Here is a 16,234-nt window from a genome sequence, read left to right on the forward strand (position 1 = left end):
GTTCCACAGGCGACGGATCTCGTTGATGCTCAGCGGGCGAATACCTACCGGCAGGTATTCGAGATCTCCCCTTTTTGGCAGGCCCGCTGGAGCCTGAGCAGGAAGGCGGAAGCAGCCATGGACAAAGTGATGTGCCGATACCAGGCCTGGTAGCCGCGGACCTGATAGTGGTCGAATCCTGTCTCATTCTTGGCCGCTTGAAAGCACTCCTCGATGGCCCACCTACTGCCCGCCACACGCACCAATTCCTTGAGGAGAGTCTGCTCTGGGGCGAAGCAGATGTAGTAGGCGATTTCATTCGGATCGCTGATGCTTCTGCGCGCAAGAAGCCAGTGCCCTGCTCCGGGTTCACGAAATGGTCTGATGTCGACAGCAGCCCAGTCGTACAACCGTGGACCATGAGCTCCGTCTCCGCAGCTCAGCCGCTGCCACGCGTCCTCCTCCAGTTCGTCGATCAAGTGGTGGACACGCTCCTGGGTCAGCTTCATCGAGATCACCATCTGCGTTTTGGGAACGGCGACCACGTGGGCGATGCCGCGTTCTTCCATCCACCACCGCAGCCGCCACACCTGCCCGTAGGCCGCGTCCGCGGTGACCCACCGGAAGGGGATCCCCGATGCGACCACCCGTTCAAGTAAGGCCTTGCCCAGATCGGGCTTGGTGGCGAACTCCACTTCATCGCCGATACCCGCCTGGCGGCACCGTTTACGGTCTTCAGTCCACGACTTCGGCAGATAAAGCTCACGATCGATTAGCGCCCGCCCCGCAGGACTCGCATAGGCGCAGAAAACGCCAATCTGACAGTTCTCGATCCTGCCGGCGGTCCCTGAATACTGGCGGGCCACCCCAGCGGACCGCATGCCCTTCTTTAGGAACCCTGTGTCATCAAGAATCAGCACACCCTGTTCAGGGTCCCCGATGGATTTAGCGACCATAGTACGAATGTCGTCCCGCAAACCATCCGTGTCCCAGGCGTAGAAGTTCAGTAGACGCTGAAGACGCTCAGGACCATTCTCACCCGACATCTCAGCAAGAGTCCATCCGTTCTTCCGCTCCAACTCGCTCAGGAGTCCACGCAGGTAGGAGGCTGCCTGGCGGCGTGACTCCACCCGGGGAAAACGATGAGCGAACATAGCCAGAAAGTCAGAGAATTCCCGCGACCAGGCTTCGACATCGATCGTGACCACCACCACTGCCTACCGTACGCAGCGCCGTGATCACAACCTGTTGTTGCAGTACTAGGGCCTGTTCGTAGTTCGGATCAGTTGCAGCCGGTCACAATCCAGTAACTCGCCCACGCCGATGCGAGAGCGGGCGATATCACCGGTGCATGACGCGCGGTGATGTGACCGATACCGAGTGGGAGCTGATTGAGCCGCATCTGCCGTTGGGGGTGTCTGGGCCGATCGGTGACCTGCGCAATCAGTTCAACGCGGTGATGTGGAGGTTCCGGACCGGCAGCCCGTGGCGGGACGTGCCCGCCACCTACGGCAACTGGTCCACGATCTATGACCGATTCCGGGCCTGGGCGTGCCAGGGGGTCTTCGAGAACCTGATGAACGCGGTGATCGACGAGGCGGCGGCCCGGAGCGATGTCGACCTGGACCTGGTCAGCGTGGACTCCAGCGTCTGCCGCGCACATCACCACGCCGCCGGGATGGTGGTCGCGCCCGAGCGGTTGGAGGAGTTGGAGCGGGCCGCGGCCGAGGAAAAGGGGCTACGCCAAAAGGGCAAACCGGGCCCATGGACCAGCACTCCGGCGACGAGCCCGACCCCGCACGGGAGCGCCGGCGCCGGGTACGCCGACGCCGCAAGGCCCGGCTGAAGGCCGCTGATCTGGGCCGGTCCCGAGGCGGGCTGACCAGCAAGATCCACCTGTCGGCCGACCGGCGCTGCCGCCCCCTGTCGATCGTGCTCACCCCCGGGCAGGCCGCCGACAGCCCCCGTTTCATCCCCGTCCTGGACAGGATCCGGGTGCGCGGCCCGGTCGGCCGCCCCCGGACCCGGCCGGCCGCGGCCGCCGGCGACAAGGCCTACTCCTCACGGGCCAACCGCGCCTACCTGCGCAGACGCCATATCAAGGCGGTGATCCCGGAGAAGGTCGACCAGGCCGCCAACCGCAAGAAGAAGGGACGACGCGGCGGCCGCCCGGTCAGCCACGACGCCGAGCTCTGCAAAGACCGCAACACCGTCGAACGCTGCATCAACAAGTTCAAGGAATGGCGAGGGCTTGCCACCCGCTACGACAAGACACCCGATAGCTACAAGGCCGGGCTCCACCTGCGCGGATGCATCATCTGGCTGCGCAGCCTCCCAACCCTCCCATGATCCGAACTACGAACAGGCCCTAGTACTACATAGCTAGATCTGGATGATCTGGAGGCGCAGGTGTCGCCTGAAGTGGTGCCTGCGCGCTTCAGCTTGATGGCCACGGCGGAGGGCGGACCAGTAGAGTCCCAGGTCAACAGCGTGATCGTCTTTACCGATCAGGTTGAACAGACGCCGGATCTCTGCGATCGACAGGGCGATCAGTCGCCGGAGAGGCCGTTGAGGTGACCGTCCGGGGGGCGGGTGGTGATTGCTGCCGGTCCGTCTGTTGTGCGCCGCCGGTCGCCGCCGGTTGTCCACAGGGGGCGGGTCCCCTTTTTGGCGGTATGGCGCAGCACGGCGAGAAAGGCCATGGCGAGCATCGCCAGGGTGATGTGGCGGTACCAGGCGCGGTAGAGCCGGAACTGGTATTGCGCCAGCCCCGCTTCCTGTTTGGCGGCCTCGAAACATTCCTCGATCGGCCAACGGGAGCCGATGACCCGGACCAACTCGCATAATCCTTCCCCGCGCGGGTTGTAGGAGTGAAAGTACGCGAGTTCGCCATCGGTGATGTTTCGCCGGAACACGTACTGGTGTCCCGGGAACGGTGCCTCGATCACGGCCCAGTCATAGACCCGGAAGCCTTTCGATCCGATTCCGCAGGCTCGGCGTTGCCAGTCGTGGGGTTTCAGTTGTGCGGCGACGGTCTCGACAATGGCGGGGTCGCCTGTCGCCGAGGAAACGCTTCCGGTGATGACGGTGGTGTTCTTGGGCACGGCCATGCAGTAGGCGATCTGTTGTTCCTCCAGATGACGGCGCAGTCTGTGGTTTTGGCCGAACTCCTCGTCCCCGGCGAACCACGCGAACGGCACCCCTGCCCCGACCGTCCGGTCGATCATGGCCTGGACCTGCTGCGGGCGGGTCATGAACGCCAGGTCCTCGGGGACGCCGGCCTCGGCCCGCCGCTCGGCGTCGGCGCACCAGGAGCGTTCGGGCATATAGAGTTCCCGGTCGATGAGCACCCGGTCTCCGGCCGTGTTGGCGTAGGCCAGGAAAGTGCCGATCTGACAGTTGTCGACCCGGCCGAGCGTCCCGGAGTACTGCCGTTGTACCCCGGCCGACTTCTTTCCCTTCTTAGCGAACCCGGTCGGGTCGGCGATCAGCACCGCCCGGGGATCGGCGAAATACTCCATCGCATAGGACCGCACATCGTCGCGCAGCCCATCGGCGTCCCATGACGTCAGGTTGATGAACCGCTGGACCGCTGTCGGCCTGCGCTCCCCGGTGAACTCCGAGATCGTCCAGGAATTCTTGCGCGCGAGTGGCGCCAGCAATCCCCGCAGGTACTGCCGGAAATGCTCACGTGACTCCGTCCGGTACCATCGGCGCTCGAACCGGACGCACACCGTCTCGAAATCCGAATTCCATCTGTCCAGAACCGCTGCCGTCACCGCACCGGCGCACTCACGAGAGTCAAACATACAGACACCGTTACACCACCCAGTGTGATCACGTAGAGGAATCGTTCGATCGCCCACCGAGATCTAGGCATGTAGTACTAGCCGGCGCCGTTCTCACCACGCATCTCCTCCACCACGACGCTCTGGTAATCGCGGGAGGTGTCCGGGACGTAGCTCAGCCGCGCCAGCGCCTTGCCGTCGTGGTCCCTGATTTCGAAGTGGTAGCCCTCTCCCGCCTCGCCCACGTGCGCCGCGGCCTGGTCGTGCCTGAGCCGGCACATGGTGTCGACCTTCTCCAGTGCGACCTTCAGGCTCCCCGCGTCGCTGATGAGCCGCGCGGGCTCACTCGTCTCCCAGATCTCGAACATCAGTCGTGTCCTGTCGGCGGTCGGTCGGAAGGAACGGGCGGGGCATTCCAGACGTCTGGGACAGCTTGCGCCTATATGGTGGATCTTTCAATCAACCGAGATATCGGATTGATCACTATTCGAAGCCGTCCACGCTCATAGTGTCATGTCCGCATGTGCTGGCAACCCTCCCCTTCCGTTGTCCAAAGCCCGCGCACGGTGCGGTCGTCCCGCCCATGACCGAACAAGGTTCGGACGAGCTCGGCCCGTCCCGCGACCGGGGCGGCCCGCCGTAGCCTTTGCTCTTCCAGCGAGCAGGCGGCGGGATTCGTCACTCCGGGATGGAAGGATCGTCCCCGGACGACATCGGACGGCAGGAGTGGCGGTGCGGAAGACCTGGCGAAACGGCCGGACGTCCGAAGCCTCGGCCGCCCTCAGCGCCGACGAGGCGTTGCGATCGCTCACCCTCGGCGACCGCACCGCGTTCCGGCGGCTCGTGGGCGAGCTGGCCGACCCTTCCGGCGCACCCGACTGGACAGTCGCCACCGACCGCCGCCTCGCCGAGCGGCTCCGGCAGGGGGTCGCCTCCGCCTGGCAGCGCGGATGGCAGCCGGCCGACCTGGTGCGCTTCACCACCCGCCGGTACACGACCCGCCATGCGCGCCTCTCCACCGACGCGATCGCGGACGAGGCGCGCACCTCCTCCCCCGGCACCGTCGACGACCGCCGGCAGGAACAGCTGACCGCCCTAGGGGCCGACGTGTGGTGGCCGTATGACGGCTCCCACCCGTCCCACTGGTGCCGTCGCGAAGGCGTCGGACGAGCGACCTACGTCACCTGCGCCATCGAACTCATCCACCTTCTGGAAACCCTTCCGAAGCTCCCTCCCATCACCCCGCCCCCCGGCGAACGCGGATCAGAGTCAGGCGGGCACTCCGCTCGTCCAGGCGCGTTCAACTCAGGGGGCCATGCCAACGAGAACTCCACGGGAACGTCCCGCCCCGGTCGGCACACGTCGGGTTCCAAGAAGGCTCACGGGGGATCGCCAGGAGAGACCAGGACCGACGGTGGAAGGCGCGGAGAGGCCGACCAGCGGATTCTGGGGCGGGTCCGCGCACTTCTGGCCAAGGCCGAGTCGACCGAGTTCCCCGAGGAAGCAGAGGCGCTCAGCGCGCGCGCCCAGGAGTTGATGGCGCGGCACAGCATCGACCACGCGCTGCTCGCTGCGGAGACGGGCGACATGGGCGGCCCAGACGGGCGCCGCATCGCGGTGGACAGCCCTTACGAAGCACCCAAGGCGGTCTTGCTGACGGTGGTGGCCGAGGCGAACCACTGCCGCGCGGTCTGGCACCGGGAGCTGGGGTTCTCCACCGTCCTCGGGTTCCCGGCCGATCTGGCCGCGGTGGAGATCTTGTTCACGTCCCTGCTGGTGCAGGCGACGTCCGCCATGGTGCACGCGGGCCCCAGGCGCGACGCGCGGGGGCGGTCACGGACGCGTTCGTTCCGCCACGCGTTCCTCAACGCCTACGCCGTCCGCATCGGGGAGCGGCTGCGGGGGGCGGCGGACCGGGCTGCCGCGAGCGCCGGCGGGAAGGATCTGCTTCCCGTGCTGGCGGCGCGCGACCAGGCCGTCGACCAGGCCGTCGACACGATGTTCCCCAGCCTCGCCAAGGGGCGGGCGGGTTCGGTCTCCAACTATGAGGGCTGGGTCGCCGGGCGGGCGGCCGCCGACCTCGCCAGCTTGAACGGGCGCTCCGAGGTCACCGGGGCGTTCCGCGGCCCGTAGCGCACGGGGTCCCCCCGGGGGGCGAGGGGGACGTCCGGCCATGTACTCGCTTCTTCCTTGTCTCGCTGTGTCCGGGAGCGGGTCAGTCCTTCTTGCGCCGGGTATTGCCGCCCCGGCCGCGCAGCGGCACTCCCGCCTCCTTCAGCACGTTGTAGATGAACCCGTACGACCGGCCGGTCTCGGCGGCCAGATCGCGGATGCTCTCGCCGGCGGCGTACCGCGGAGCGAGTTCGGCGGCGAGCCTGGTGCGTTCGGCACCGGTGACGCGGGTGCCCCTCGACAGTGTTCGAGCCACGGGGACCTCCTGTTTCCAAGGCTGGGCGGCGGGGCCCGTCCCCGCAGCTCACAGCAGTGTTGATCTCCCCAACGTACACATTCCCCCCGATTGCGCCGTCGATGCCGCGCGAATCACCGCGAATTCGGCCGAAGCTGGTCTTTTCCATGGCGAACGGCGTGTCGGAACTAGACAGACGTGTCTGTCACTGCCGCCTCTCGGCCGATCCGCCGGACCACCCGCTCCGGCAGCCCCAAGACCGGAACCTCGCCTTCCCCACAGGCCCGACCGGTTCCACGCACACCCCGTCCCGAGCGGGCCACCGACCCCGCAACCGCCTCAGAGAGCGCCGAGTTATCCACAGAACGTGGTTCTACTGCCCCGCGTCCGAGCGGCCACGCATGCTGGGCACGTCCCGGCAGACGAGGAGGAGTCCCATGGCCACGATCACGTTCCCGGTCCCGTCCACCACCACCTCACGGTTCGCCATCGCCGCCACCAACGTCCCGGATGCCCCCTCCACACTTCTCAGAACCGTGGAGGGCCCCTACCTCGCGCATATCGCCGGACGCCTGGGCACGCCCCAACTCCAGGTCGCCCGCGAAGCCCTCACCTGCCTCCGCTGGGACCCGGGCCAGATCACGGCCGCCCGGCCGGAGCACCGGCAGCTCGCGCGAGCCTTCAACGACGCCGAGCAGTTCGCCGTCGTCACCGCGTTCGCGCCGGTCACCGACCAGCCCCGATCGGCCCAGGTGGCCCGCGCCGCCGCGTACGCCATCGCCGAGGCCACCGGAGGGATCGCCGCCGACCTTGTCACGGGCCACGTCCTGACCCCGTCCACCCGGGAGAGGACGCGTTTCGTCCTGGCCGACCGATGGCTGGGCGACGTCCTGCCGCCGTTCCGCGCCAACGGCCGCTGCACCGCCGCGGACCCCGCCGCCGATCCGGAAGGCGTCAACGGCTGCGCCTGCGTCCGGCTGCGCACCCGCGGCCTGCGCCGCTTCGGCCTCCCCGAACTCCAGCTCACCGACGTCGCCTGCCCGCACGACCTCACCGCCCTCAACGTCCTGCGCACCACCGCCCGCCGCCTCCTGACCGACCACTGGTCCTGGCTGGCCACCGGCCCGGCCGTCCGCGACCGCACGATCCCCGACGACCTCGACCTGACCCAGAGCGACTTCAACGACTTCTGGGGCACCACCCGCCGCGTCCCCCTGACCCCGCCGTCGCCCTTCCAGATCCGCCTCTCCCCCCTGACCTCCCGCCTCATCGCCGTGGGCCCGCCGGCCTACTTCGAAGGCACGGTCAACGACTGGCTCTGGGGCGACACCCTCCCCCTGGGCATGCACGACACCCAAGAGCCCCCCGAGCAACCCCCCATCCCCACCGCCGCCTAATGGGAGCTGCCGGGTCGTAGAGACTCGGTAGCCGTAGCCGCCAGCAGGTGAGCACTCCCGCCGCCGGAAGCCGTCCGACTTCTGAGGTCAGACCGTGCCCCTGCTGGTCGGCCGGGAGGCCAGACCGCTGATGGGGTGGCGTGCCCGCCCAGTGGGGTGTGAGCACTGGATCCATTAGGCCGCGTGCCGCGCTTTCCGCAGGCTGCAAGGAGCGAAGTACCTGACCAGGAGGACGAGTGCTGCTGATCGGCGATGACTGGGCCGAAGACCACCACGATGTCGAGGTCCAGGACGAGACCGGCCGGAAACTGGCCGCCGCGAGGTTGTCCGAGGGCGTGGAGGGGATCGCCAAGCTGCACGAGCTCGTCGCCGAGCACGGCGGTGGGGACCTTGATGCCGCCGAGGTCGTGGTCGGGATCGAGACCGACCGCGGCTCATGGGTGCAGGCCCTGATCGCCTCCGGTTACCAGGTCTATGCGATCAATCCCCGGCAGGTGGCCCGGTTCAAGGAGCGGTACGCCTCCTCCGGCGCCAAAAGCGACAAGGGCGACGCACACGCGCTGGCCGACATGGTCCGCATCGACCGGGCCCAACTGCGGCCGGTGGCCGGGGACAGCGCCCAGGCCCAGGCCGTCAAGGTCGTCGCCCGCGCCCACCAGACCCTGATCTGGGAACGCACCCGCGCCTTCCAGCGGCTGCGCAGCACGCTGCGGGAGTACTTCCCGCTGCCCTGAACGCCTACGCCGACCTGGCCCTGACCAGCACGGACGCACTGGAACTGCTGATCAAGGCGCCCGCCCCGGCAGCCGGGGCGAAGCTGACCCGCACCCAGATCACGGCCGTCCTGGCCCGCGCCCGCCGACGCAACCGGGACGCCAAAGCGGCCACGATCCAGACCGCGCTGCGCCAACGGCAGCTCGGCCTGCCCGAGCCGGTCACCGCCGCTTACGCGGCCACCGCCACCGCCCACGCCCATCTGATCATCGCGCTGAACGAGCAGATAGCCGCAATGGAGGAGCAGGTGAAGGCCCATTTTCGAACGCACCCGGACGCTGAGATCTACCTCTCGATGCCCGGCATCGCGGAGATCACCGGCGCCCGGGTGCTCGCCGAGTTCGGAGACGACCCCACCCGCTACGCATCCGCCAAAGCCCGCAAGAACTACGCCGGCACCAGCCCCATCACCCGGGCCTCCGGCAAGAGCCACACCGTCCAGGCCCGCTACGTCCGCAACAACCGCCTCGCCGACGCGCTGCAGACCCAGGCGTTCTCAGCCCTGCGCGCCTCGCCCGGCGCCCGCCGCTACTACGACAAACAGCGCGCCCGCGAGACCGGCTACAACCCCGCCCTGCGCCAGCTCGGCAACCGCCTCGTCGGCATCCTCCACGGATGCCTCAAGACCCGCACCCTCTACGACGAAGCGACCGCCTGGTCGCACCACGCACACCTCCATGCCGCTTGACATCAAACGACATGGGGTGTCTGACCTCTGCCCCTCACCGAGCAGCCGCCCGCCCGGCACCGACCTCAACAAGGTCAGAAGCACTCACACACCGGCTCCGGCATCACTGGCGTCACCTTCGCCGCGCCGGCACCAACGAACCTTGTCAGACTGGTTGACCAAAGAAGCGATGTGGTGCCGCCTCGTTCACGACAAGGCCCCGCCGGGACACGCTCGACGGGGTGGCCCATGCGGCTCCCGCCTCCCGCCGGCGTGGGACCACAGCCTTAGGGCAAGCCCGGTCAGCGCTTGGACTGTGGTGTGCCTCGTCGGAGGCAAGCTCCCATCAGGGCTTGCTGGGCGGTCTGGCGGCGAGCGGCCTCCCAAGCTGTGGTCGCCGCATCGGACTCCGGGCACTGTGGCCGGTCGTGGCGCAGGTCAGGTCGCAGTCTGGGGCGGCACCCAAACATGCTCATGACGATGTGGGCCCGGCCGCAGCATCGGATACACCTCGCGCCTCCCCAGCCGCATCGGCAGCCCAGCTGGATCGGGAGCGCGGAGGGCTCGTTGGGGATCGGGTGGGCTTTGCCGCTTGGTGAGTGGTCATCGAACAAAGTGTGGTGCCAAGTCGATCCCGGCAAGACTGACTTTGCCGTCGGTTCAGTCGGAGCGACGTGATTTCAGCGGCTGAACCTTCATCTGGGAGGCGGCGGTTGCTTCCCTTCTTGATCTGGTGGAGAGTGCTGAACACGCGGGGGAGTTCGAGCGCCGGTCGCGGTGACAGCGAGTGACAGTTTTGGAACCGCGACGTGAGCCGACCATGCCACTTCGAGAGACTCCCCAAGAATCCCGATCATGTGCTGATCATGCAGATGTCGTCGCCTTGGGATTCCCATCACCGTTCCCGCCTCGCCGCGCATCCCTTTGAATTCACGGGAATTCAACGCTTCGGCGCCCCCGCTCGACGGCGGGCGGGACAAGATCCGACATTTCGGGATGATCTGGATCATGTCATGCATATCAGTCGCGAGCGCGGGGGTCGCGACTTCCCGGGATCGCCGGGGCGGACTGTGGGCAATGTTCAACGCTCCGTAGCCAAAGTGGCTACGATCGGCCTTCACACGGTGACCGACGCGATCCCCCGGGGCGAAGATGAACCGTTTTCTGGCACATCCCAGGCTCGCCGTCGCCTTCGGCGAATGGCTCCGCTGCACCTGCGGGTTCCTCGGGTGTACCGCCATGGCCGGCGCCATCACCATCGGTGCGGCGGCTCCTTCCGACGCGGCCGACGGAATCGAGCCCGAACCGCGCGGGCCCGTCCCGCCCGCCTGCCGCCACACGGCAGGCATCGGCGACCGGTACAACCCGCACAAATGCAAGGAAGGATGGGTGTCGATGTACGAGAGATCTCGGCGACGTTCGGGACACGGCCGAGATTTCCCTCGCTGGGGCGACCGGTTCGACCGGAAACCCAAGAAGGAACCCAAGGCGCCATCGCCTCACCCGCTGGAGAACCCGGCACCACGTCCAGCCGTGCCGAGTCGCCCGAGAATCGCGCCCCCCTCTCCCCACCCCTCCCCGAGCAATTCCAGGAGCCCGTCCACGGCACCCACGGGCACATCCACGGCGTCCGCCCCGGTACGAGCACGCGAACAGGCCGACGAGGTCGAACCGCGTCCGACCGCGCTGCAGCCGGTCCTGCTTCTCGGGCTGCTGCTTCCCGCCGCAGCGGCGATGTGCTACCCGTTCCGGCATCGCATCTACACCGCCGCCGCCGGCCTGTCCCCCGTGCCCGCTCCCCCGGCCCAGGGCCCGCAGCCCGCGCAGTTCTCCTACCTCCCCGCGCTCAACCCGTTCGCCATACCGGCCGCAGGCCTCAAGGGCCCGGGCGCCACCTCCACGGCGCGGGTCCTGGCGCTGACCGCGCTCGATGCGCACGGAGACGACTCGCTGGTCGTCGTCCCGCGGCCCGACGCCATCACCCTCTTCGGGCTGGCCGAGGACGAACTCCTCGACGACGACACGGCCGGACTCTTCATCCCGGGGAACCTCGACGCGGCGCTCGCCTACCTGGAGACCGAACTCGCCATCCGCGAGAAGACCGGGGTCACGCAGGCGCGCCGCCTCCTCCTGGTGGCCGACTGCGCCCATGAGGCCGAGAGGATCACGGCACTCCTCACCCGGCATCCGGACGCCGTGTTCGCGGTCCTCCTCGGGCACTGGACGGGAGACCAGGCCACGATCGACGACGAGGGCCTGGTCGAGGCGCCGCCCGCCGTGGCGTCCAACTTCCCTTCGCGCCTCCCGGCGATGTCGCGCACGGAAGCCCGTGACCGTCTCCTGAAGGTCCTGGTCCAGTACAAGGAGACCCAGAAGCCACCGACTCGACGCCGCTCGACTTCCCGGCGCAGTTAACGGGCACCTGATGCGCTTGAACGCCCAGATGCGGGGACCTCGCCGGGCGAGCACCACCGGGCGGCCATGTTCCGTCGTCCCGGTAGGGCGTTGCTCTGCGCCCAACCCGTCCTGGCACCTTCGCTGCGGGAGTGGACCCTAAGGCGCGGGGCTCTCCTGTCTCGCTATGCCGGCTCTGATCGTGGTGAGGCTTCTCAGGGCTCGTCCCAGGGCCGCGGTGTCCGGGGGCTGGTCGATGTCGCGGTCCACAAAGGCCGAGCAGCGGAGCATCCAGGCGCGGACCACGTCTTCGACACGCGTCTCGGACCGGCGCGTTCGGGCGAGGGCAAGGTTCCGTTGCTCCTCCCCTACCTGACGGATCAGCCGCTCGTCCGCGCCCAATGCCCGGACGTCGGAGAGCGCGTGGCGGCCGAGCCTGTCCGCCGCCAGTCCGCGCTCGCTCGCGATCCGATCGAAGGTCTTGCGAGGCCAGCCGAGGATGGTCGCCGCTCCACCGGAGTCGACGGTGTCGGTCAGCGGGCCCTTCCTGGCGGTGACCACGCGGCGCACGGAGTCGGGAGCGAGCCCGTCCAGGTCCCGAAGCAGGTAGACGGGGTAGCCGCGGAAGGTGCTGATGACGTCGAGGTCGCCTTGGGCCACCAGCACCTCGACGTCACCGCGTTCGACGTCGAGGCCCACACGGGACGCCAGCCGCGCGGCGGCTCTCGCCGAGCCGATCGGGGGCTCGGCGCCGAACCGGGCGACGATCTCCTCGCCGCGGCCACGCGCGCCCTCGGCCAGGGCGGCGGACCACCGGTCCCCCTCGAGGTCGGGTTTCGGGAGCAGCCCGTGTTCCAGTCCGAGGCGCAGCTGCCATCGGGAGAGGCCGAGCAGGGCGGCGAGCTGGTTGGCACCGTGATCGGCGCGGGTCGTCTCAGGCATTGCCGGGCCTTTCTTGTCGCGTTGACGTGGACATGCCCCAGCCTCACGAACGGACGCCGCCACAATGGTGAGAACGAGATTCTGTGGATAACGGGAGCCGGAGGCCTTCATGGAAGGCTGGGGGCATGGACGCGATACGTCGGCTCGGAGTCGGTCTCGCCGCGCTGGGACGGCCGGCCTACATCAACGTGGGAAGCGCCGGGGAACTGCCGCCTGGGCGGAGTGTCGAAGCGATGCGCGAGGCGACCTGGAGCGTTCTCGACGCCGCCTACGCGGCAGGCGTTCGGCGGGTGGACACTGCACGCTCCTACGGCAGGGCAGAGGAGTTCCTAGGCGGCTGGCTGGCGTCACGCGCCCCTGAAGGGGTCCGCGTGTCGAGCAAGTGGGGCTACACCTACGTGGGCGAGTGGAAGACCGAAGCGAAGGTGCATGAGGTCAAGGAGCACAGCCTTGGCCGTTTTCAGACCCAGTACGAAGAGACGCGAAGCCTGCTGGACGGGTACCTGGCCGTCTATCAGGTGCATTCGCTCACTGAAGAGAGCCCGCTGTTCCAGGACCCCGCTCTACAGGAGGCTCTGGCCCGGCTCACGTCTCAGGGCGTTCGCGTTGGGTTCTCGACGTCCGGGCCACGGCAGGCGGACACGATCAGGCGCGCCATGGGGTTGGAAGTGACCGGGCAGAGGCTGTTCAGCACAGTCCAATCGACGTGGAACATCTTGGAGACCTCTGCCGGGGATGCGCTGGGCGAAGCCCACGACGCCGGTCTGCATGTGCTGCTCAAGGAAGTACTGGCCAATGGAAGGCTCGCCGTGCAGCCACCTTCGGAAGTGCGAGACCTCGCGTCCAAGCATGATGCGGGGCCGGACGCTGTGGCATTGGCAGCGGCGCTCAGCAACCCGTGGGCCGACACCGTCCTTATCGGCGCGGTGAGCACCGGCCAGTTGCAAGCCAACCTGTCGGCGACGGATGTGCTCCTTGATGAGGGCGATCTGGAGGAGCTGGCGAGGCTGAACATCCCGGCGGAACGCTACTGGGCCGAACGGAGCGCGCTTTCCTGGACGTGACCGGTCGGACGGATCCCCGTGCCGTGGCACGATTTGAGCCCGCCCCACCATGATCGGAAAGCCGTGTCCCTGCAGCCCGACCCTCCCCAGATGATCGGCCCGTACCGCGTGGTCTCCCGGCTCGGTTCCGGCGGCATGGGCGAGGTGTTCCTCGGGGCGTCACCCAGCAGGCGGCTGGTCGCCGTGAAGGTCATCCGGCCGGAGCTGCTGGACGATCTCAGGTGGAGGGAACGGTTCCGACGTGAGGTCACCTCGGCCCGCTCGGTGAGCGGCTTCTACACGGCGCCCGTCGTCGACGCCGACCCGGACGCCGCGCAGCCGTGGCTGGCGACGCAGTACATCCGCGGGGTGAGTCTCTCCAAGGTCGTCCGGGAGAAGGGGCCGCTCCAGGAGCAGACGGCCTGCCGGCTGGGAGCCGGTCTGGCGGAGGCACTGATCGCGATTCACGGGGCGGGGATCGTCCACCGCGACCTGAAGCCGTCCAACGTCCTGCTCGCCTCGGACGGTCCGCGGGTCATCGACTTCGGCATCGCTCGGCCCCTTGACGCGCTGCCACTCTCGCGTACGGAGATTCTGGGAACGCCTGCGTACATGTCACCGGAACAGGCCCTCGGCGATCCCGTCCACATGGAGAGCGACGTGTTCTCCCTGGGCTCGACGCTCGTCTTCGCGGCGACCGGTGCGGCGCCGTTCGGTGGCGGGCGCAAGGTCCGCGGACGGATCGTCTACGGCGAGCCCGACCTCGCCCTCCTGCCCGCCCCCATGTTGGGGCTCGTCACGCGCTGCCTGACGAAGGATCCGGCGGAACGCCCGACACCCGGGCAGATCCTCGTCGCCCTGAGCACGCTGCTGGACGCGCACTACGGCGAGGAATGGCCGCCCCTGGACGTCGAGCAGTTGATCGACGTCCAGGAGCAGACGCTGGTCGAACTGACGGCGGAGCAGCCGACCTTGCATGAGCCGCACCAGTAGAGCCCACGGGGTCGTATGACCGGCCGGCCATGGGAGGTGAAGCTGAGATTCTTCTCACGTTCCGCGCGTTCACCGGCACGGCGCCGAACGATCACCGTGGCATCCTCTCCCGTCGCGCGAGATCATGAGGACGCCTCGCCGGCCGAGCGGCCAGTGCACGACCGGCGGGGAGGGTGAATTCTGGTCGATCGCTGTCGACCGTCCAGCTTTCTGCCCAGGCCAGCCGGACCAGGCGTTCCGGACCGACTCGTCCCGTTCCACTGTGCGGGCGGAAGGTCCGGGGCCGCCGCGTCCGCGAGTCCCGGTGGAGCGGGCGTGACGAGACGTGAGCGGCTCGAACGCCCGCGCCGCCGGACGGTCCACCGTCAACGGGGACGGCCCGGATCAGCCCCTGTGATCACGTGGATACGATGAAACCGGAACGTCTACGCAGGTGTGGACGCAGTTGGGAGTGAGCGAGTATGTCGGATTTCGAGCTCGACCACGCGGGCGGCCGCATGCCTCTGGAGGTCAGCGAGGCGACCGAGGGTCCCGCGGGGCTGGTCGTGGGCAGCCTCCTCAAGGAGACGGGCCATGTCACGCTCGATCCGGGTTTCACCAACACGGCGTCCACCACGTCCGCCATCACCTACATCGACGGTGAGGCCGGCATTCTGCGCTACCGGGGTTACCCCATCGAGGAACTGGCGGAGAAATCGTCCTTCCTCGAAGTGGCCTACCTGCTGATCTACGGCGAGCTCCCGACGGCCGACAAGCTCAGCGCGTTCACCGACAGCGTGCGCCACCACACGCTGCTGGACGAGAAGTTCCGCGCCTTCTTCTCCGCCTTCCCGCGCCGCGCCCACCCGATGGCCGTGCTGTCGTCCGCGGTCAGCGCCCTGTCGACGTTCTACCAGGACAGCCTCGACCCGTTCGACCCCGAGCAGGTCGACCGGTCGAGCATCCGGCTCATCGCGAAGCTCCCGACCATCGCGGCCTACGCCTACAAGACGTCCAACGGCCAGCCGCTCCTCTACCCGGACAACTCCCTCGGGTACGTGGAGAACTTCCTGCGCATGATGTTCGGGCTGCCCACGCAGCCGTACGAGATCGACCCGGAGATCGCGCGCGTGCTGGACATGCTGTTCGTCCTGCACGCCGACCACGAGCAGAACTGCTCCACGTCCACCGTGCGGCTGGTGGGGTCCAGCCAGGCGAACCTGTTCTCCTCGGTGTCCGCGGGCGTCGACGCTCTGTTCGGCCCCCTGCACGGCGGCGCCAACCAGGCCGTGCTGGAGATGCTGGAGCGCATCCACGAGAACGGCGACGACATCGACTCGTTCGTCGAGCGCGTCAAGAAGAAGGAGCCCGGCGTCAAGCTCATGGGCTTCGGGCACCGCGTCTACCGCAACTACGACCCGCGCGCCGCCGTCGTGAAGAAGGCGACGGGCAAGGTCCTGGACGCGCTCGGCAAGTCCGACCCGCTGCTGGACCTGGCCATGCGCCTCGAAGAGGTCGCCCTCAGCGACGACTACTTCATCGAGCGCAAGCTCTACCCGAACGTGGACTTCTACACCGGCGTCATCTACAAGGCGATGGGGTTCCCCACGAACGCCTTCACCGTCCTGTTCGCGCTGGGCCGGCTCCCCGGCTGGATCGCGCAGTGGCGCGAGATGATGAACGACCCGTCCACAAAGATCGGGCGCCCGCGCCAGGTTTACGTGGGACCGGGCGAGCGTCACTTCGTGGAGCTTTCCGCCCGCTGACGGCGGTTTCCCGGGCGCGGCCCGGGACGGCGGACGCGCGTGTGCGGCGGGCCGGGACCCATCCCGGCCCGCCGCATGATCATCTTTCGGGGCGCCGCCGGGTTA

The 16,234-nt window shown here is 68.1% G+C and carries 10 protein-coding genes and 3 pseudogenes; 8 read left to right on the top strand and 5 right to left on the bottom strand.

The window, feature by feature from the left end:
* Window positions 1-44: 44 nt before the first annotated feature.
* Window positions 45-1,133 carry an IS701 family transposase gene (locus ACQEU6_RS11715; protein ID WP_499340068.1) on the bottom strand — a complete coding sequence of 363 codons (1,089 nt, stop codon included), beginning with the start codon at window positions 1,131-1,133 and terminating at the stop codon, window positions 45-47.
* 197 nt (window positions 1,134-1,330) lie between these two features.
* Between ACQEU6_RS11715 and ACQEU6_RS11720 the strand changes: the two are divergent.
* Window positions 1,331-2,328, top strand: a pseudogene (locus ACQEU6_RS11720) (IS5 family transposase).
* A 311-nt stretch (window positions 2,329-2,639) separates the two neighbouring features.
* Here ACQEU6_RS11720 and ACQEU6_RS11725 read toward each other — a convergent pair.
* A pseudogene (locus ACQEU6_RS11725) lies at window positions 2,640-3,788 on the bottom strand (IS701 family transposase); the annotation flags it as partial.
* Window positions 3,789-3,865: 77 nt separating this feature from the next.
* On the bottom strand, window positions 3,866-4,135 hold the full coding sequence (locus tag ACQEU6_RS11730) for a hypothetical protein (protein ID WP_499331401.1): 270 nt from the start codon (window positions 4,133-4,135) through the stop codon (window positions 3,866-3,868).
* Window positions 4,136-4,499: 364 nt separating this feature from the next.
* Here ACQEU6_RS11730 and ACQEU6_RS11735 point away from each other — a divergent pair, with 364 nt between their 5' ends.
* Window positions 4,500-5,900 (top strand): DUF2786 domain-containing protein, encoded by a 1,401-nt coding sequence (locus ACQEU6_RS11735; protein ID WP_499331403.1) that lies wholly within the window; start codon window positions 4,500-4,502, stop codon window positions 5,898-5,900.
* A gap of 82 nt (window positions 5,901-5,982) precedes the next feature.
* On the opposite strand, the gene ACQEU6_RS11740 is transcribed toward ACQEU6_RS11735, so the two are convergent.
* The gene (locus tag ACQEU6_RS11740; protein ID WP_021594883.1) at window positions 5,983-6,195 is read right to left on the bottom strand and encodes a helix-turn-helix domain-containing protein; all 213 of its coding nucleotides are present in this window, start codon (window positions 6,193-6,195) and stop codon (window positions 5,983-5,985) included.
* Between the two features lie 416 nt (window positions 6,196-6,611).
* Between ACQEU6_RS11740 and ACQEU6_RS11745 the strand changes: the two genes are divergently transcribed.
* The 3 genes and pseudogenes from ACQEU6_RS11745 (at window position 6,612) to ACQEU6_RS11755 (ending at window position 11,427) form a co-directional block, all read left to right on the top strand.
* Complete coding sequence (locus tag ACQEU6_RS11745; RefSeq protein ID WP_499331405.1) at window positions 6,612-7,571, top strand: hypothetical protein; 960 nt, start codon at window positions 6,612-6,614, stop codon at window positions 7,569-7,571.
* A 236-nt stretch (window positions 7,572-7,807) separates the two neighbouring features.
* A pseudogene (locus tag ACQEU6_RS11750) lies at window positions 7,808-9,033 on the top strand (IS110 family RNA-guided transposase).
* 1,713 nt (window positions 9,034-10,746) lie between these two features.
* The gene (locus ACQEU6_RS11755; protein WP_499331406.1) at window positions 10,747-11,427 is read left to right on the top strand and encodes a hypothetical protein; all 681 of its coding nucleotides are present in this window, start codon (window positions 10,747-10,749) and stop codon (window positions 11,425-11,427) included.
* A gap of 138 nt (window positions 11,428-11,565) precedes the next feature.
* Here the strand turns inward: ACQEU6_RS11755 and ACQEU6_RS11760 are convergent, their stop codons facing one another.
* Window positions 11,566-12,348, bottom strand: coding sequence for a hypothetical protein (locus ACQEU6_RS11760; RefSeq protein ID WP_499331407.1), 783 nt, complete (start codon window positions 12,346-12,348; stop codon window positions 11,566-11,568).
* Window positions 12,349-12,473: 125 nt separating this feature from the next.
* Between ACQEU6_RS11760 and ACQEU6_RS11765 the strand changes: the two genes are divergently transcribed.
* The 3 genes from ACQEU6_RS11765 (at window position 12,474) to ACQEU6_RS11775 (ending at window position 16,129) form a co-directional block, all read left to right on the top strand.
* Window positions 12,474-13,412 (top strand): aldo/keto reductase, encoded by a 939-nt coding sequence (locus ACQEU6_RS11765; RefSeq protein ID WP_499331408.1) that lies wholly within the window; start codon window positions 12,474-12,476, stop codon window positions 13,410-13,412.
* 63 nt (window positions 13,413-13,475) lie between these two features.
* A complete protein-coding gene (locus ACQEU6_RS11770) occupies window positions 13,476-14,384 on the top strand; it encodes a serine/threonine-protein kinase (protein WP_499331410.1) in 909 nt (302 codons plus the stop codon).
* A 461-nt stretch (window positions 14,385-14,845) separates the two neighbouring features.
* Window positions 14,846-16,129, top strand: coding sequence for a citrate synthase (locus tag ACQEU6_RS11775; RefSeq protein ID WP_499331411.1), 1,284 nt, complete (start codon window positions 14,846-14,848; stop codon window positions 16,127-16,129).
* Window positions 16,130-16,234: the final 105 nt, after the last annotated feature.

Origin of the sequence: Spirillospora sp. CA-108201, from assembly GCF_050936235.1 — a bacterium.
GTDB lineage: Bacteria > Actinomycetota > Actinomycetes > Streptosporangiales > Streptosporangiaceae > Spirillospora.

Excerpts from the sequence above, each read along its gene's own strand:
- ACQEU6_RS11715 (WP_499340068.1), bottom strand. The coding sequence starts at position 1,133 with ATGTTCGCTCATCGTTTTCCCCGGGTGGAGTCACGCCGCCAGGCAGCC.
- ACQEU6_RS11730 (WP_499331401.1), bottom strand. The coding sequence starts at position 4,135 with ATGTTCGAGATCTGGGAGACGAGTGAGCCCGCGCGGCTCATCAGCGAC.
- ACQEU6_RS11745 (WP_499331405.1), top strand. The coding sequence starts at position 6,612 with ATGGCCACGATCACGTTCCCGGTCCCGTCCACCACCACCTCACGGTTC.
- ACQEU6_RS11755 (WP_499331406.1), top strand. The coding sequence starts at position 10,747 with ATGTGCTACCCGTTCCGGCATCGCATCTACACCGCCGCCGCCGGCCTG.
- ACQEU6_RS11760 (WP_499331407.1), bottom strand. The coding sequence starts at position 12,348 with ATGCCTGAGACGACCCGCGCCGATCACGGTGCCAACCAGCTCGCCGCC.
- ACQEU6_RS11765 (WP_499331408.1), top strand. The coding sequence starts at position 12,474 with ATGGACGCGATACGTCGGCTCGGAGTCGGTCTCGCCGCGCTGGGACGG.
- ACQEU6_RS11775 (WP_499331411.1), top strand. The coding sequence starts at position 14,846 with ATGTCGGATTTCGAGCTCGACCACGCGGGCGGCCGCATGCCTCTGGAG.